Here is a 14,373-nt window from a genome sequence, read left to right as displayed (position 1 = left end):
GCGTCCCGGTGAGACACAGGCGTTTTGCGGACACGTGACACGGGAGGCTGACGTGGCGCGCGGAGGACAGGGGCTGGCCCGGGTGGCCGTCGTCGTACGGGCGGGGGCCGCACCGTTGTGGTGGTTCGGCGTGGTCGCCGCGGCGATCGGCGCGGTACCGGAGGGGCTGACGGGACGAGGGATCGGGGCGCTCGCCGGAGCCGCGCTGTTCGTCGTCGGCGCGGCGGTCGTGGCACTGGTGCGGCGGGGCCGGTACGGCGCACTCGCCCGCGGCGCGGCCCGCGCGGGCAAGTACGACGTACTGCAGGACCGTGCGGTGACCGTGCGCAACTGGCGCCGGGGCCACCGCTGGTGGCTGCTGCTGGCCTGCGCCGTCGCGCTGGGCTCCGCCTTCGCGGTGCCCGCGGCCGGCGGCCTGCTGCTGGCCGGGTTCGGCACCGGGCTGCGGCTGAAGGCCGCCTGGATCGGGCGCCGCGAACGCGCCGAGGAGACGCTGCTGTGGGTGCGCGTCGACTGGCTCGACCGGCGCGGCGGGAGCCCGGCGGGCAACGCCGTGAAGGGCCTGCGCGGTACGGGCATCGCGGCCGGCGACGCGGCCCCTGGCGGGTCCCGCCGCCGCACCGCGGCGCTGGTCTAGCTCTCGCCGGGGCTCAGACCTCCAGTTCCTGCTCGATCTTCTTCAGCTGGTGCCGGGCCATCGCCAGGTTGGCCCGGGACGCGTCGAGGACCAGGTAGAGGAACAGGCCGTTGCCGCCGCGGCTCTTGAGCAGGCGGACCATGTGGTACTGGTCCGTCAGTGTGATGAGGATGTCCTCGATGTCGCCCTTGAGGCCCAGCATCTCCATCGTGCGCATCTTGGCGCGGACCACGTCGGTGTTTCCCGCGGCGGCCACGTTCAGGTCGAAGCTCTTGCTGCCGCCCATCGTGCCCAGCGCCATTCCGCTGGTGTAGTCGACGAGCGCGACGCCGGTGGCGCCCTCGATGGAGGTGAGGGCTTCCTTCAGCGCGGTCTCGGTGTTGGCCATGGTGGATCCTCTCGAAGGGTTCAACTGTCGGTTGCGGCGGGCGTATTGCGTGCGGTGCGCGTATCGGCGCCGGTGGCGCCGGTCGTGCGGGGCGTGCGGGTCGTGCGGGTACGGGTCGGGGGTGCGGGGTCGACGGCGTCCTGGGTCCGCTCGGCCCGCCCGGACCGCCGGGCCTGCCGGGCCGCGGTGTCGGCGGCGTCGAGCAGCTCCCCGATGCGGGCTCCGGAGCGGCGGCCCTCCAGATGCAGCCGGCCGACGTTGACCCGGTCCTCGGCGAGCAGGGTCAGTACGGCGGTGCGGCCGGCCGCGTAGGTGGCGACATGGCCGTGCTCGCCGCGCACCAGAAGCTCCCGGAAGCCGCCGTTGCCGGTGGCGTCGGCGACCCGTACGGCGACGCCGAGCGCGGCGGCGGTGAGTGCCGCGAGGCCCTCGGGGTCGACTCCGGGGGTGTCGTGGGCGACGACGAGACCGTCGACACCGGCCGCCAGGGCGCCGGTGAGCTGCGGTACCCGGTTGCGCAGCCGGTGCAGCTCGGCCAGGACGGCCTGGAGATCCTCCTCGGACACCATCAGCTCTCTCCTCTCGGCGGGGCGGTGCCGTTCAAAGCGCCTCCAGCGCATCTCTGAGCCTCTTCAGCAGCGCGATGTCGGGGTCGGTGACCGGGGGTGGGGGCGGCGGCGGTGCGGGGTCCGCGGCGGCGGGCGCCCGGGGCGCGACATGGCCGGCCGCCGTGAGCCGGCGTACGTCGACCAGGGTGTGGAAGGCCTGGCGGCCGAGGTTCCGGGCGATCCCGGTGGCCGTGCGGACGCCGTCCACGCGGTCCAGGACCGCCCGCTGCCGGGGCGTGACCGGCGCGGAGGTGGGTGAGGCCGGTGGGGAGGCTGGGTCCGCGCGGATCAGCGGGGCGCTGTCGGCGGCCGGGTCGGGCCACAGCCGGTGCAGCAGCAGCCGGCGGCGCAGCGTCTCGCGCTCCAGGGCGACGACCGGGACCGAGGGCAGCGGGCCGATCCGGGGCGCGCGGTCGTAGCGGAAGCGGCCCGGGGTGCTGCTCGGGGCCAGCGCGAAGTACCCGGCGTCGTACAGGGCGTCCAGATGGCACAGCTCCAGCGCGCCGGTGGGTAACAGCCCGGACTCCAGCAGGAGTTCCGCGGTGTGCAGCGGGCCGGAGGTCCGCTCGGCGGCCCGTCGCCAGGCTGTCGTCGCGAGGGTGCCGTGGGCCGTGAGGAGCACGTCGAGACCGGGGGCGAAGGGGCTCTCGGCGTGCACCACCCGGCCCTCGGCGAGATACAGGGTGCCGTGCTCGCGGACCAGGACGCCGGTGGCCCGCTCCTCGGCGAGCCGGGTCAGCATCGGCGACAGTGCCCGCGTGGCCGACTTGTCCCGCACCGGCAGGGGCGGCGGAGGTATCTGGGCCACGGTCATCCCAGCACCAGCCGGGCCGCCATCTCGCCGAGCCGGATCCGGGCGAGCGCGAGGTTGCCCTCCTCGCGGCCGAGCCACAGGTGGAGGAAGACGCTGCTGTCGAAGGACGTGTCCACGAACCGCAGCAGGTGGTAGCTGTCGCGGTTGCTGACGATCAGGTCCTCGACCGGAGGGTGCCCCTCGCCGTGGACCGCGAAGGCGCCGTGCTCGGCGGCCATCCGGGCCAGTTCGGCGGCCTCGGCGGCGGTCGTCTCGTGATCGCCGCCGGGCGCCTCGCCGACCGTGCCGAGGGCCAGTCCGCTCGTCCAGTCCACCAGTGCCGCTCCCCGGGCACCGGGCAATCGCATCGCTTCCAGCAGGCACTCGTCGATTCCGGGCACCGGTGGCTCCCCTCCCGCCTGGGTCTCCGGCTGAGTGACAGCGACACTACGCACCGTGCGCGGGGAAGGTGGAGCCTTTGGCATTTTCCAGTGGAACGTGCTTCCGGCGTACTAGTGTGGGCCAACTGTCCGCTGTGCCCGGCGAGTTGATCCATTTGTTCGAGGGTGCCGGGGGCGCGTCAACGGCTTCCCGGTGCCCGGAGGGTGGTGAGGGCGTCCGCGTGCGCCCCGCCGGACTCCGCCACCACCTCGGCGACGGTCTGGGGTTCCCGTACGGTCGCGAAGGCGATGCCTCCCGAGCCGTCCGGCGCGAAGCCGTGGATGCCCGGCCGGGCGAGGGAGTTGTAGGCGTAGTGATGGGCGAAGTAGTACGCGCCCGTGTCCAGCGCGGCCGCGTAGTCGCCCTGCTCCAGCAGGGGCAGTGCGCGCCCCTCCGCCAGCAGGTCGCCCGAGAAACAGGCCGGCCCGGCCACGTCCTGCACCACCTCCGGCCCCGGCTTCGGCCGCCCCTTGGCGTCGTACGCCGCGATCCTCAGCGGCCACGCCCCCGGCGCGTACACGGTCCGCGTCGCCACCTGCACGCCCGCGTGCGTCACCGCGATCCGCCGCCCGCCCGCGCTCTTGGCGTACTCCACCCGGGCCACCACCGTCCCGTGCTTGGCCAGCAGCGACCGCCCGAACTCGGTCACCAGCCCGTACCGCCCGTCGAACAGCCCCGGCACCCGCTCGGCCAGCAGCCGGGCGTAGGACGCGTACGAGGGTGCCGTCGCCTCGGCCGCGAAGTTCACCGGCAGTCCGCCGCCGATGTCCAGCGTGTCGATCTGCCGCCGCCCCGCCCGCTCGTTGACCTCCTCCGCGAGCGCGTACGTCTCCGCCACGCCCCGCGCCAGCAGCGCCGGCGGGATGCCCTGTGAGCCGGTGTGCGCGTGCAGCCGGGTCAGCCAGGGCCGGTCCAGATACGCCCGTACGACCCACTCGCGCGCCCCCTCGTCGCGCAGTGCCACCCCGAACTTGGAGGTCTGCGTCGCCGTCGAGGTCGCCCCGATCGTGCCGCCGCCGACCTGCGGGTTGATCCGGAGGCCGAGCGGGGACCTGGTCGGGGCGGACCGCACCAGGGCGTCCAGGCGGTCCAGCTCCTGCGGGTTGTCGGCGTTCACCGCGATGCCCAGGGCCAGTGCCTCGCGCAGCTCCGCCGGGGTCTTGGCGGGCGAGTCCAGCACGGTCCGGGCCGCCGGCACCCCGGCCGCACGGGCCAGCGCCAGCTCGCCGGGGCTCGCCACTTCCGCGCCGATCCCCGCCTCGTGCAGCAGCCGGAGCACGGGCACCAGCGGGGTCGCCTTCACCGCGAAGGCGTGCAGCACCGGCGTCCCCGGTGGCAGCACCGCGTCGAACGCCGCCCGCAGGGCCGTCGCGGACCGCCGGATCCCGGTCACGTCCAGCAGCCCGGCCACGGCCGCGTCCGGCCCCAGCAGCCCCTGCTCCACGGCGGCACGCACCGCCTCGTCCCGCCGCGCGGAGCGCTCCCGGGCTTCCGTTTCGACGTCCTGCTCCACGGCCTCTCCCCTCGTGTCCGTCTCACGTCCAGCCAAACACCGACGGCGCGCGGACGGGGTCGCCCCGATGTATTGACTAGTTCTATTCAGAACGACAGGATGTGAATAGACGTAGTAACAGGAGGAGGCAGACGATGTCGGGACCCCGCCCCGTACGAGCACCGCGCGGCACGGAACTGAGCGCCCTGGGATGGCAGCAGGAGGCCGCCCTGCGCATGCTGCAGAACAACCTCGACCCGGAGGTCGCGGAGCACCCCGACAAGCTCGTCGTCTACGGCGGCACCGGCAAGGCCGCCCGTGACTGGCGCTCCTTCGACGCCATGGTCCGCACCCTGAAGACCCTCAAGCAGGACGAGACCATGCTGGTCCAGTCCGGCCGCCCCGTCGGCGTGATGCAGACCCACGAGTGGGCCCCGCGGGTCCTCATCGCCAACTCCAACCTGGTCGGCGACTGGGCCAACTGGGAGGAGTTCCGCCGCCTGGAGGCCCTCGGTCTGACCATGTACGGCCAGATGACCGCCGGCTCCTGGATCTACATCGGCACCCAGGGCATCCTCCAGGGCACCTACGAGACCTTCGCCGCCGTCGCCGCGAAGAAGTTCAACGGCACCCTCGCCGGGACCATCACCCTCACCGCCGGCCTCGGCGGCATGGGCGGCGCCCAGCCCCTCGCCGTGACGATGAACGACGGTGTCGCCATCTGTATCGACTGCGACCCGCGCGCCATCGAGCGCCGCATCGAGCACCGGTACCTGGACGTCAGGGCCGACTCCCTCGACCACGCCCTCCAGCTGGCCACCGAGGCCCGCGACGCCCGCCGCCCGCTGTCCATCGGCGTCCTCGGCAACGCGGCCGACCTGGTCCCGCAGCTGCTCGCGATGAACGCCCCCATCGACATCGTCACCGACCAGACCTCCGCCCACGACCCGCTGTCGTACCTTCCGGTGGGCGTGGCCTTCGAGGACATGGCCGCCGAGGCGGCGAAGGACCCGGCGGGCTTCACCACCCGCGCCCGGGAGTCCATGGCCCGGCACGTGGAGGCCATGGTCGGCTTCATGGACGCCGGCGCCGAGGTCTTCGACTACGGCAACTCCATCCGTGGCGAGGCCCAACTGGCGGGCTATGACCGGGCGTTCGCCTTCCCCGGCTTCGTCCCCGCCTACATCCGCCCGCTGTTCTGCGAGGGCAAGGGCCCCTTCCGCTGGGCGGCCCTGTCCGGCGACCCCGCCGACATCGCCAAGACCGACAAGGCGATCCTGGAGCTGTTCCCGGAGAACGAGTCCCTGGCCCGCTGGATCAAGATGGCCGGCGAGCGCGTCCACTTCCAGGGGCTGCCCGCGCGCATCTGCTGGCTCGGCTACGGCGAGCGCGACAAGGCCGGCGAGCGCTTCAACGACATGGTGGCCTCCGGCGAGCTGGCGGCTCCGCTGGCGATCGGCCGCGACCACCTGGACTGCGGGTCGGTGGCCTCGCCGTACCGCGAGACCGAGGCCATGCTCGACGGGTCCGACGCGATCGCCGACTGGCCGCTGCTGAACGCCATGGTGAACGTGGCCTCCGGCGCGTCGTGGGTGTCCATCCACCACGGTGGCGGCGTGGGCATGGGGCGCTCCATCCACGCCGGGCAGGTGACCGTGGCCGACGGTACGAAGCTGGGTGGGGAGAAGATCCGGCGGGTGCTGACGAACGACCCGGGTATGGGTGTCATCCGGCACGTGGACGCCGGATACGACATCGCGGAGTCGGTGGCCGGGGAGCGCGGTGTCCGGGTGCCCATGCGCGAGGGTGACGACGCGTGAGTTTCCACAGCATGTGGGCGGAGCTGCTGCCGATCGGCCGCAGCTCCGCCTCCGGCGGATACCGGCGTTACGCCTGGAACGGGGCCGACGCCGAGTGCCGGGCCTGGTTCACGGAGCAGGCGGAGGCTCGCGGGCTGACGTACGAGGTCGACCGGAACGGCAACCAGTGGGCCTGGCTCGGGGACCCGGCGGCCGGGGATGCGGTGGTCACCGGGTCGCACCTCGACTCCGTGCCGGACGGCGGTGCCTTCGACGGGCCCCTCGGGGTCGTGTCCTCCTTCGCCGCGCTGGACGAGCTGCGCGGGAGGGGAGTGCGGTTCGCGAAGCCCCTGGCCGTCGTCAACTTCGGAGACGAGGAAGGGGCCCGGTTCGGGCTCGCCTGTGTCGGGTCGCGGCTCACCGCCGGGCAGCTGACCGTCGAGCAGGCCCACCGGCTCACCGACGGGGACGGGGTCAGCCTCCCGCAGGCCATGGAGGCCGCCGGGTACGACCCCGAGGGCATCGGGGCCGACCCGGAGCGGCTGGCCCGGATCGGCGCCTTCGTCGAGCTGCACGTCGAGCAGGGACGGGCCCTGGATCTGTCCGGGGACCGGGTGGGCATCGCCAGTGCCATCTGGCCGCACGGCCGCTGGAGGTTCGACTTCCGGGGCGAGGCCAACCACGCCGGCACGACCCGGCTGGTCGACCGCCGCGACCCGATGCTGTCCTACGCCGAGACCGTGCTCGCCGCCCGCCGCGAGGCCGAACTCGCCGGTGCCGTCGCCACCTTCGGGAAGATCGCGGTGGAGCCCAACGGGGTCAACGCGATCCCCTCCCTCGTGCGCGGCTGGCTCGACTCCCGCGCCGCCGACCAGGAGACCCTGGACACGGTGGTCGGCGGTGTCGAGAAGGCGGCCCGGGAGTACGCGGACGCCCACGGCATCGATCTCGACGTCGTGCAGGAGTCCTTCACGCCCGTGGTGGAGTTCGACCACGCCCTGCGCGACGAACTCGGCCGCATCCTCGGCAAGGACACCGGCCTGACGGTGCCCGTCCTCGGGACCGGGGCCGGACACGACGCCGGAATCCTCTCCGGGAGCATTCCGACCGCCATGCTGTTCGTGCGCAACCCCACCGGTGTCTCGCACTCCCCGGCCGAGTTCGCCGCCGAGGACGACTGCGTGGCCGGGGTGCGCGCGCTCGCCGACGTACTGGAAGGGCTGGCCTGCAGGTGACCGAGCGGACCTACTGGTTGGAGCACGCCTGGCTCGGCCGATGCGTCGAGCCGGGCGTCGTGCTCGAGATCGAGGACGGGCGGATCGGCGCCGTCCGTACCGGTGTCCCCACCCCGCCGCCCGGCGCCGAGGTGCTGCGCGGGCTCACCCTGCCGGGGCTCGCCAACGCCCACAGCCACGCCTTCCACCGGGCGCTGCGCGGCACCGTCCAGGTCGGCTCCGGCACCTTCTGGACCTGGCGCGAGGTGATGTACTCCGTCGCCGACCACCTGACCCCGGACACCTACCACGCCCTGGCGCGCGCGGTGTACGCCGAGATGGCCCTGGCCGGCATCACCTGCGTCGGCGAGTTCCACTACGTCCACCACGCACCCGGCGGCACCCCCTACGCCGACCCCAACGCCATGGGCGAGGCACTCATCGCGGCCGCCGCCGAAGCCGGTATCCGCATCACCCTCCTCGACACCGCCTACCTCTCCTCCGGCTTCGGACAGGCGCCCAACACCCACCAGCTGCGGTTCTCCGACGGCAGCGCGGAGGCCTGGGCCGAACGCTGTGCAGTTCTCAAGGAGCGGGATCACGCACGGATCGGGGCGGCGGTTCACTCCGTACGGGCCGTGCCGGCCGGGCAGCTGGCGACCGTGGCGGGGTGGGCCGAGCAGCGGCGGGCCCCGCTTCATGTGCACCTGTCGGAGCAGACCGCCGAGAACGACGCCTGCCTCGCCGCGCACGGCTGCACGCCCACCCGGCTGCTCGCCGACCACGGCGTCCTCGGGCAGCGCACCACGGGTGTGCACAACACCCACCTCACCGAGGAGGACATCGCCCTGCTCGGCGGCTCCGGCACCGGCACCTGCATGTGCCCGACCACCGAGCGCGACCTGGCCGACGGCATCGGCCCGGCCGTCGCCCTGCAGCGGGCCGGCTCCTCGCTCTCCCTCGGCTCCGACAGCCACGCCGTCATCGACCTGCTCGAAGAGGCGCGCGCGATGGAGCTGAACGAGCGGCTGCGCACCCGCACCCGGGGACACTGGACGGCGGACGCCCTGCTGCGGGCCGCCACCGCCGACGGCCACGCCGCCCTCGGCTGGGAGGAGGCCGGCACCCTCGAAGCCGGCGCCCTCGCCGACTTCACGACGATCGCCCTGGACTCGGTCAGGACAGCGGGCCCGCTGCCCCGGCTCGGCGCCGAGACGGCCGTATTCGCGGCGACCGCGGCGGACGTACGGCACACGGTCGTGGGCGGACGGCATGTCGTACGCGACGGGGCGCACACGCTCGTACCCGACGTGCCGCAGGCCCTCGCGCGGGCAGCCGAAGCCCTCCGCTCCTGACCACCACCCACGAGGACACCATGAGCAGCAGCACCGTCATCACCAACATCGCCACGCTGGTCACCAACGACCCCTCCCTCGGTGACGGCTCCCCCCTCGGTCTGATCCAGGACGCGGCCGTCGTCATCGACGGCGACCGCGTCGCGTGGACCGGTGAATCCAGCAAAGCACCCGCCACTGACAATCGGGTCGACGCGGGCGGCCGGGCGGTGCTGCCGGGCTTCGTGGACTCCCACTCGCACCTGGTCTTCGCCGGGGACCGCACGCAGGAGTTCAACGCCCGCATGTCCGGCCGCTCCTACACGGCGGGCGGCATCCGCACCACCGTCGCGGCCACCCGGGCGGCGAGCGACGCGGACCTGGAGGCCAACCTCACCCGCTACCTCGACGAGGCCCTGCGCCAGGGCACGACGACGTTCGAGACCAAGTCGGGCTACGGACTGACCGTCGAGGACGAGTCCCGCGCCCTGCGCCTCGCCGCGAAGCACACCGACGAGGTGACGTACCTCGGCGCACACATCGTCTCCCCGGACTACGCCGACGACCCGGCCGCGTATGTCGCCCTGGTCACCGGCGAGATGCTGGACGCCTGCGCGCCGTACGCCCGCTGGATCGACGTGTTCTGCGAGAAGGGCGCCTTCGACGGCGACCAGGCCCGCGCCATCCTCACCGCGGGCAGGGCGAAGGGCCTGCACCCCCGCATCCACGCCAACCAGCTCTCCTACGGCCCCGGCGTCCGACTGGCCGTCGAACTGGACGCGGCCAGCGCCGACCACTGCACCCACCTCACGGACGAGGACGTCGACGCCCTGGCCAACAGTCGTACGGTGGCCACCCTCCTGCCCGGCGCCGAGTTCTCCACCCGCGCCGAGTGGCCGGACGCCCGCCGTCTGCTGGACGCGGGCGTCACGGTCGCCCTCTCCACCGACTGCAACCCGGGGTCGTCCTTCACCTCCTCCGTCCCCTTCTGCATCGCCCTGGCCGTCCGCGACATGCGGATGACCCCGGACGAGGCGGTCTGGTCGGCAACGGCGGGCGGCGCGGCGGCCCTGCGCCGCACCGACATCGGCCGTCTCACCCCCGGCGCCCGAGCCGACCTCACCCTCCTGGACGCCCCCAGCCACGTCCACCTCGCCTACCGCCCGGGCGTACCCCTGGTCAGCGGGGTGTGGCGGCGCGGGGTGAGGGTGGTCTGAGCGACCTCAGGACCGACTCCTGTGCCAGGCGATCAGGGCTCCCCTGGCCAGGGCGCGCTCCTTGCGACGTTTGGGCAGAAGAGCCGGTCTGCTTCCGGCGATCTTGCTGAAGTCGCGCAACAGGCCCCGGTCGTCGAGTTCCTGCAGCATCACGGCCAGGAAGGTATGACGAAGGCCTTCCGGGGTGAGGAAGTCCTTGTACACCTCACAGGCACCGCAGAAGACGCGTGAGAAGTGCACCAGCGACAGATTCTCCAGGAGCGTACCTGTCAGGGCGCGCCACTGCTGGTCCGTCATCCGACTGAGCCGCGTTGTCCCGAGCGCCAGCCAGATGTGGTCCGCTTTGACGTCCTTCGAGAAGTCAATGAAGAGGAGCGAGAAGAGTTCACGCCATTCGAATTCCTTCGCCAGCGGAAGCAGGGCGAGTTTGTGTTCGTCTCCCAAGGCCGCTGCTGAACGCAGGTTTCTGACCGCTGCCTCGTCATCGACGGGCAAATGAGCCATGACCTGAGCGATGTCATCCAGACCGCGCGGGGACTCGAGCAGCGCGGCCAGGATGCTGTGCGGTCCCTGCCCCCGTAGCAGGAGAACCCGATCCGGTCCCGGATCCCACTGGTTTGGCCAGAGCAGATGCAGTGCCGCGATGTCCTGTGGGGTCATCACCAGGCACGCCTCGGCGGCGAGGAGCCCGGCCCGCTCGGCGGCCCGATGAGCGGACGACGGCCTCCACTGCAGATCCAGGGTCCGCCTGCCGAACGCGGCCACGTCCTCGACGCCACGGATGCGGGCCACTTCGCGCACCACGTGGTCGGCGTGTGTCCGGGTTCCGCGCTCGTCCAGCCAGTTGACCAGGTCGGACAGCTCGTCCACCTGCCGGGTCAGTGCGGCTTCGGTGAGATCGCGGGCGGCTTCGATGGTCCGGCCCGATTCCCAGTGGGCGGTCAGCTGGTCCTGCACGATTCCGAGCGGGAGCATCACACTGCCCGCCTCGCCGGACCGCGCGGCCACTTCCTCCTCCATCTCCCTCACCCGTGACTCCAGCTCCGCGCACCTCGCCTCCGCTTCGGCGCGGGCCGCGGCGACATCGGCCAGCTCGGCCTGGAGGCGGGCGACTTCTTCCGCCAGATCGTGCTCGTCAGCAACGGGCTCCGTCTGCACCGCCACTTCCGCGTCCGTGGCGACGGCCTGGTCGGCGATCCAGTCCTGGCGCACCTGGTGCAGCTCGGCACGTAGCTGTTCGACCTGCTGCTCCTTCTTCTCCAGCAAGTCGTGCAGGGCCTCCTGGTGTCTGACCAGGACCTCGACCTTGCGCTGTGTGCGCTCCATCTCACCCCGTAACGACTCCAGCTCATACGCAGCCGGGTCACACACGTGCAGTGCGTTCAGGCGTAACTGGCGCAAATTGGAGCGTACTTCCGGCTGCACCGGCGCGCCTCGGGTCGACTCCACCTCCCTCACCAGCCGGTCGATGAAGTCCTGGGTGGCCACCCGTCGGCCGCGCAGCGCACGCGACACCGCCGACTTGTCGAGTGAGACGCGGACGGCGTAGGCGCTCTGAGACACCCCCAGGGTGTTGAAAAGGGTCGTCAACGCGTTGCCGAGCGCGACAACTTCGGGGACCTCTCCCCGTTCCAGCCCTGCAGAGCCCCTGTTCGCAGGCGTCCCATCGGTCACCGGCGTGCCCCTCCGTATTGCCCTGGAACCGGCAACCGGTGCGGCTGTCGCAACCGGCTCGGTTCGGGAACGGTGCTGTTCCGATAGGTCCCTCCCACGGAATGGAGCCGTCGAACCATGACACCGTCCTGGGGCGCCGTGGCCGCGGGCAGCCGCTGGCTGCAGCGCGTTCTCGTCGTCCTCATCGCCCTCATGCCACTGCTTGTCGTGACCCTCGCGTGCACGCCGGCACTCGTCATTCTTCCGTTTCTCCCAAGGCACAGCGCGCGTTCCACGGTGATCCTGCGGCAGTTGGCGGCATGGACCCGCACAGCGCTCATCGCCAGCCGGAATCAGTGAGCGGCGCAGGGCGCTCAGGGCGCCTGTCCCTCGCCTGCCTCGCCGTCATTGCCGGTCGCTTCGGTCTTGTCCGGCAGTAACTGGATTTGGACGCCGATGCCGTTGTTGGGCGAGGTGGTTGCCGACGATCGTGAAGGCGGGCATCGTGGTATTCAGTTGTATTCTCACTTCATGGCCGACACCACGATCAAGATCAGCGAGTCGACGAGGGACCGTCTGCGCACGCTGGCGGAAGAGCGCGGTATGAGCACGCGGGCGTATGTCGAGCGCGTGGTCGCCGCGACCCCCACCGAGGCCGAGCGGGCCGAGCGAACGGCCCGGGCCGTCGCCTATGTGAAGGCGCACCTGCGGGAGGATTTCGCCGAGGACGACGTGCGAGATGCGCAGCAGTGGCGGGCGGCGATCTCCGCCAGGCAAGTGGGGAGCCGTCGGTGATTATTTTGGACCACACGGCGGTCCTCGCGCTGTGCCGCGGCCACCGGCTGCTCTCGGGGCTGGCCGTGGTCGAGGTCGACGATCCGGTCCAGCGTGCTCACGTGCCGGCGCTGTGCCTTGTCGCCGCAAGCCTTGAGCGTCCGGGAGTGGCGGCGCACGTCGGTGCTCTGCCCGGGCTTGAGTTCCTGCCACTCGACTTCGCCGGAGCGGCGGCGGTCGAACAGCTGGTGTCCGATGGGCTCGACTGGCCCCTGGGACACGCGGTCTACGCGGCCGCGGTGGACACGGTCGAAGGACAGGTGCTGACCGCGACACCCGAGGCCTATGACGGGACGGGCGTCTGGGTCGTGGACATCGGCAAGCCCTGACACTGCAGCGTTCAACGCGCCCCCGCCCCCCACCGCTGCTCCCGTCCGCCGTCCAGGGGCTGCAGGGAGACGCCGTGGCGGCCGTCCGGGGTGACCGCGGTCTCGATGGCGATGTTCGGGCGGATCGTGCCGTCGGGGTCGATGGTGAAGCGGAGGTTGTCGCCGTTGTCGCCGTAGACCGAGTCGCACGTCCAGATGCCCACGCCGCGGTCGGTCGAGCCGCGGCTGTCCAGGCAGAAGTTGTCGTCGGCGCCGGAGCGCAGGACGCCCAGGTAGGTGTCGAACCTCCAGCGCTGGGTGTCGGAGGAGGAGCAGGGGGCCGTGATGACGTCGTTGCCCTGCGACAGGTCGCCGTCGCGGATGTCCAGGCAGCGGCCGGTCGCGAGGTTCACCACCTGGGCGAAGGAGGTGCCGGGCGGTGCGAACGAGGGCGTCGGCGCGGGAGTCGGCTGCTGGGTGCGGGGCGGGTGCGTGGCCGGGCGGCTCGGGCTCGGCGTGGCCGAAGTCGGCCCGGGGGACGGGGACTTCGTGGGGGAGGGCGAGGGGGGCGGGGTGACGGAGACCGTCGCCGTCACCGTCACCGGTGGGGGCGTGGGCGTGGGCGTCGCGGCCGTCGGCTGCTGGTCGTCGGGGTGTGCCGGGGTGAGGGCGAACACCAGGAGCGGGGTCAGGGCCACGCCCAGGGCCGCCGAGGCCAGCAGGATGCGGCGTCCGGGCGGCCAGGACGACGGACGTACGGCGGCAGGGCGGGGGGCGGCCGGAGGATCGTCGGCGCGCAGGTACGCCGTTCCGCTCCACGGCAGCAGGCCCTCGGCCAGGGTCTGCCGGGGCGTGTCCCGCAGGGCCCGCAGGTCCTCGAACGCGGCCGTGCAGTGCGGGCAGCGGGCCATGTGGGCGTCCAGGTCGGCGCTGTGGCGCGGGCCGTCCGGCCGTACCGCCTCCTCGATCAGCCGGCGGAAGTCGGCGCAGTGCGGGTCCTCCGAGGCGGCGAGCCGGTCGCGGAGGCAGGCCTGAGCCAGTGCCTTGAGGGCCTGCGGGGTGCCGTAGGCCACGTCGACGCCGCTGAGGCCGAGGAAGGCGGCGGTGCGCTGCTGCGGCTCTGTCTCCAGCACGCCGTACCAGATCAGGCCCTGGGTACGGGAGGGCAGCGAGCGGAACGCCGGGAGCAGGGGCGGGGTGGGGCCCTCGGGCAGGCCGGACGCGTTCAGGACGAGCAGCAGTCCGGGGTCGACGCCGGCGGAGCGCTCGTCGCGCGCCCAGCCGGCCGCCAGCCGTGCGGTGAGCAGCAGCAGCCGGTGGCGCAGCGGGACGGCCGGGTCGACGCCCCGGGCCGTCTCGCGGGCCGCCGCGGTGAACACCTCCGTCGCCAGCCGGCGGGCGGCGGACTCGCCCGCGGCGCACAGCCGGGCGTAGGCCAGGACCGCCGGGTGGTGCCGGCGGCGCAGTTCCTGCAGGGCGGGGTACGCCGTCGCCGTGGGGGAGCGGAGCAGTTCGGTCAGCCGGGCGTCCGGTGCGTCCTCGTACTCCCCGCCCGTCCCGGTGTCGCCCGCCCCGGTTCCGCCCGTGCCGGCCCCGTCCCCCTCAGCCATGTGTCCAGCCTCCTCGCACCACCGGAGCGCCGCGTCGTTGCGGCC

The 14,373-nt window shown here is 72.7% G+C and carries 15 protein-coding genes; 8 read left to right on the top strand and 7 right to left on the bottom strand.

Annotated elements, in window-relative coordinates; translation table 11 throughout:
* Positions 1-52 precede the first annotated feature (52 nt).
* Positions 53-637, top strand: coding sequence for a hypothetical protein (locus ACFYZB_RS05500; RefSeq protein WP_388754665.1), 585 nt, complete (start codon positions 53-55; stop codon positions 635-637).
* A gap of 13 nt (positions 638-650) precedes the next feature.
* On the opposite strand, the gene ACFYZB_RS05495 is transcribed toward ACFYZB_RS05500, so the two are convergent.
* The 5 genes from ACFYZB_RS05495 to ACFYZB_RS05475 form a co-directional block, all read right to left on the bottom strand.
* On the bottom strand, positions 651-1,025 hold the full coding sequence (locus ACFYZB_RS05495; RefSeq protein WP_388754662.1) for a hypothetical protein: 375 nt from the start codon (positions 1,023-1,025) through the stop codon (positions 651-653).
* A gap of 20 nt (positions 1,026-1,045) precedes the next feature.
* The gene (locus ACFYZB_RS05490) at positions 1,046-1,594 is read right to left on the bottom strand and encodes a roadblock/LC7 domain-containing protein (RefSeq protein WP_388754659.1); all 549 of its coding nucleotides are present in this window, start codon (positions 1,592-1,594) and stop codon (positions 1,046-1,048) included.
* A gap of 31 nt (positions 1,595-1,625) precedes the next feature.
* Positions 1,626-2,447 (bottom strand): transcriptional regulator, encoded by an 822-nt coding sequence (locus ACFYZB_RS05485; RefSeq protein WP_388754657.1) that lies wholly within the window; start codon positions 2,445-2,447, stop codon positions 1,626-1,628.
* Complete coding sequence (locus ACFYZB_RS05480; protein WP_351205881.1) at positions 2,444-2,827, bottom strand: hypothetical protein; 384 nt, start codon at positions 2,825-2,827, stop codon at positions 2,444-2,446. The genes ACFYZB_RS05485 and ACFYZB_RS05480 overlap by 4 nt, the downstream gene beginning before the upstream one ends.
* A 179-nt stretch (positions 2,828-3,006) precedes the next feature.
* Positions 3,007-4,380: a diaminopimelate decarboxylase gene (locus ACFYZB_RS05475; protein ID WP_388754654.1), complete on the bottom strand. Its 1,374-nt coding sequence runs from the start codon at positions 4,378-4,380 to the stop codon at positions 3,007-3,009.
* Positions 4,381-4,514: 134 nt separating this feature from the next.
* Between ACFYZB_RS05475 and hutU the strand changes: the two genes are divergently transcribed.
* The 4 genes from hutU to hutI are packed head-to-tail and all read left to right on the top strand — an operon-like array spanning position 4,515 to position 9,923.
* A complete protein-coding gene (hutU, locus tag ACFYZB_RS05470) occupies positions 4,515-6,179 on the top strand; it encodes a urocanate hydratase (RefSeq protein WP_351205877.1) in 1,665 nt (554 codons plus the stop codon).
* On the top strand, positions 6,176-7,393 hold the full coding sequence (locus ACFYZB_RS05465; protein WP_388754652.1) for an allantoate amidohydrolase: 1,218 nt from the start codon (positions 6,176-6,178) through the stop codon (positions 7,391-7,393). The genes hutU and ACFYZB_RS05465 overlap by 4 nt, the downstream gene beginning before the upstream one ends.
* Positions 7,384-8,727: a formimidoylglutamate deiminase gene (locus ACFYZB_RS05460; protein WP_351206390.1), complete on the top strand. Its 1,344-nt coding sequence runs from the start codon at positions 7,384-7,386 to the stop codon at positions 8,725-8,727. The genes ACFYZB_RS05465 and ACFYZB_RS05460 overlap by 10 nt, the downstream gene beginning before the upstream one ends.
* Before the next feature lie 20 nt (positions 8,728-8,747).
* Entirely contained in the window at positions 8,748-9,923 is a 1,176-nt protein-coding gene (hutI, locus tag ACFYZB_RS05455; protein WP_388754649.1) for an imidazolonepropionase, read from the top strand.
* A 6-nt stretch (positions 9,924-9,929) separates the two neighbouring features.
* Here hutI and ACFYZB_RS05450 read toward each other — a convergent pair whose 3' ends face one another.
* Positions 9,930-11,597, bottom strand: a complete 1,668-nt coding sequence (locus ACFYZB_RS05450) for a hypothetical protein (RefSeq protein ID WP_388754646.1) — start codon at positions 11,595-11,597, stop codon at positions 9,930-9,932.
* Positions 11,598-11,714: 117 nt separating this feature from the next.
* Between ACFYZB_RS05450 and ACFYZB_RS05445 the strand changes: the two genes are divergently transcribed.
* The 3 genes from ACFYZB_RS05445 (at position 11,715) to ACFYZB_RS05435 (ending at position 12,739) form a co-directional block, all read left to right on the top strand.
* The gene (locus ACFYZB_RS05445; RefSeq protein WP_388754643.1) at positions 11,715-11,936 is read left to right on the top strand and encodes a hypothetical protein; all 222 of its coding nucleotides are present in this window, start codon (positions 11,715-11,717) and stop codon (positions 11,934-11,936) included.
* Positions 11,937-12,107: 171 nt separating this feature from the next.
* The gene (locus ACFYZB_RS05440; protein WP_388754640.1) at positions 12,108-12,371 is read left to right on the top strand and encodes a hypothetical protein; all 264 of its coding nucleotides are present in this window, start codon (positions 12,108-12,110) and stop codon (positions 12,369-12,371) included.
* Positions 12,368-12,739, top strand: coding sequence for a hypothetical protein (locus ACFYZB_RS05435; RefSeq protein WP_388754637.1), 372 nt, complete (start codon positions 12,368-12,370; stop codon positions 12,737-12,739). Before ACFYZB_RS05440 ends, ACFYZB_RS05435 begins: the two co-directional genes overlap by 4 nt.
* A gap of 11 nt (positions 12,740-12,750) precedes the next feature.
* Here ACFYZB_RS05435 and ACFYZB_RS05430 read toward each other — a convergent pair whose 3' ends face one another.
* Positions 12,751-14,328, bottom strand: a complete 1,578-nt coding sequence (locus ACFYZB_RS05430) for a ricin-type beta-trefoil lectin domain protein (protein ID WP_388754634.1) — start codon at positions 14,326-14,328, stop codon at positions 12,751-12,753.
* Between the last annotated feature and the right edge of the window lie 45 nt (positions 14,329-14,373).

It is taken from the genome of Streptomyces sp. NPDC001852 (genome assembly GCF_042891825.1).
Taxonomy (GTDB): domain Bacteria; phylum Actinomycetota; class Actinomycetes; order Streptomycetales; family Streptomycetaceae; genus Streptomyces.
The sequence above is the reverse complement of the archived record's forward strand: the minus strand, read 5'-3'. Positions and strand labels throughout refer to the sequence as shown.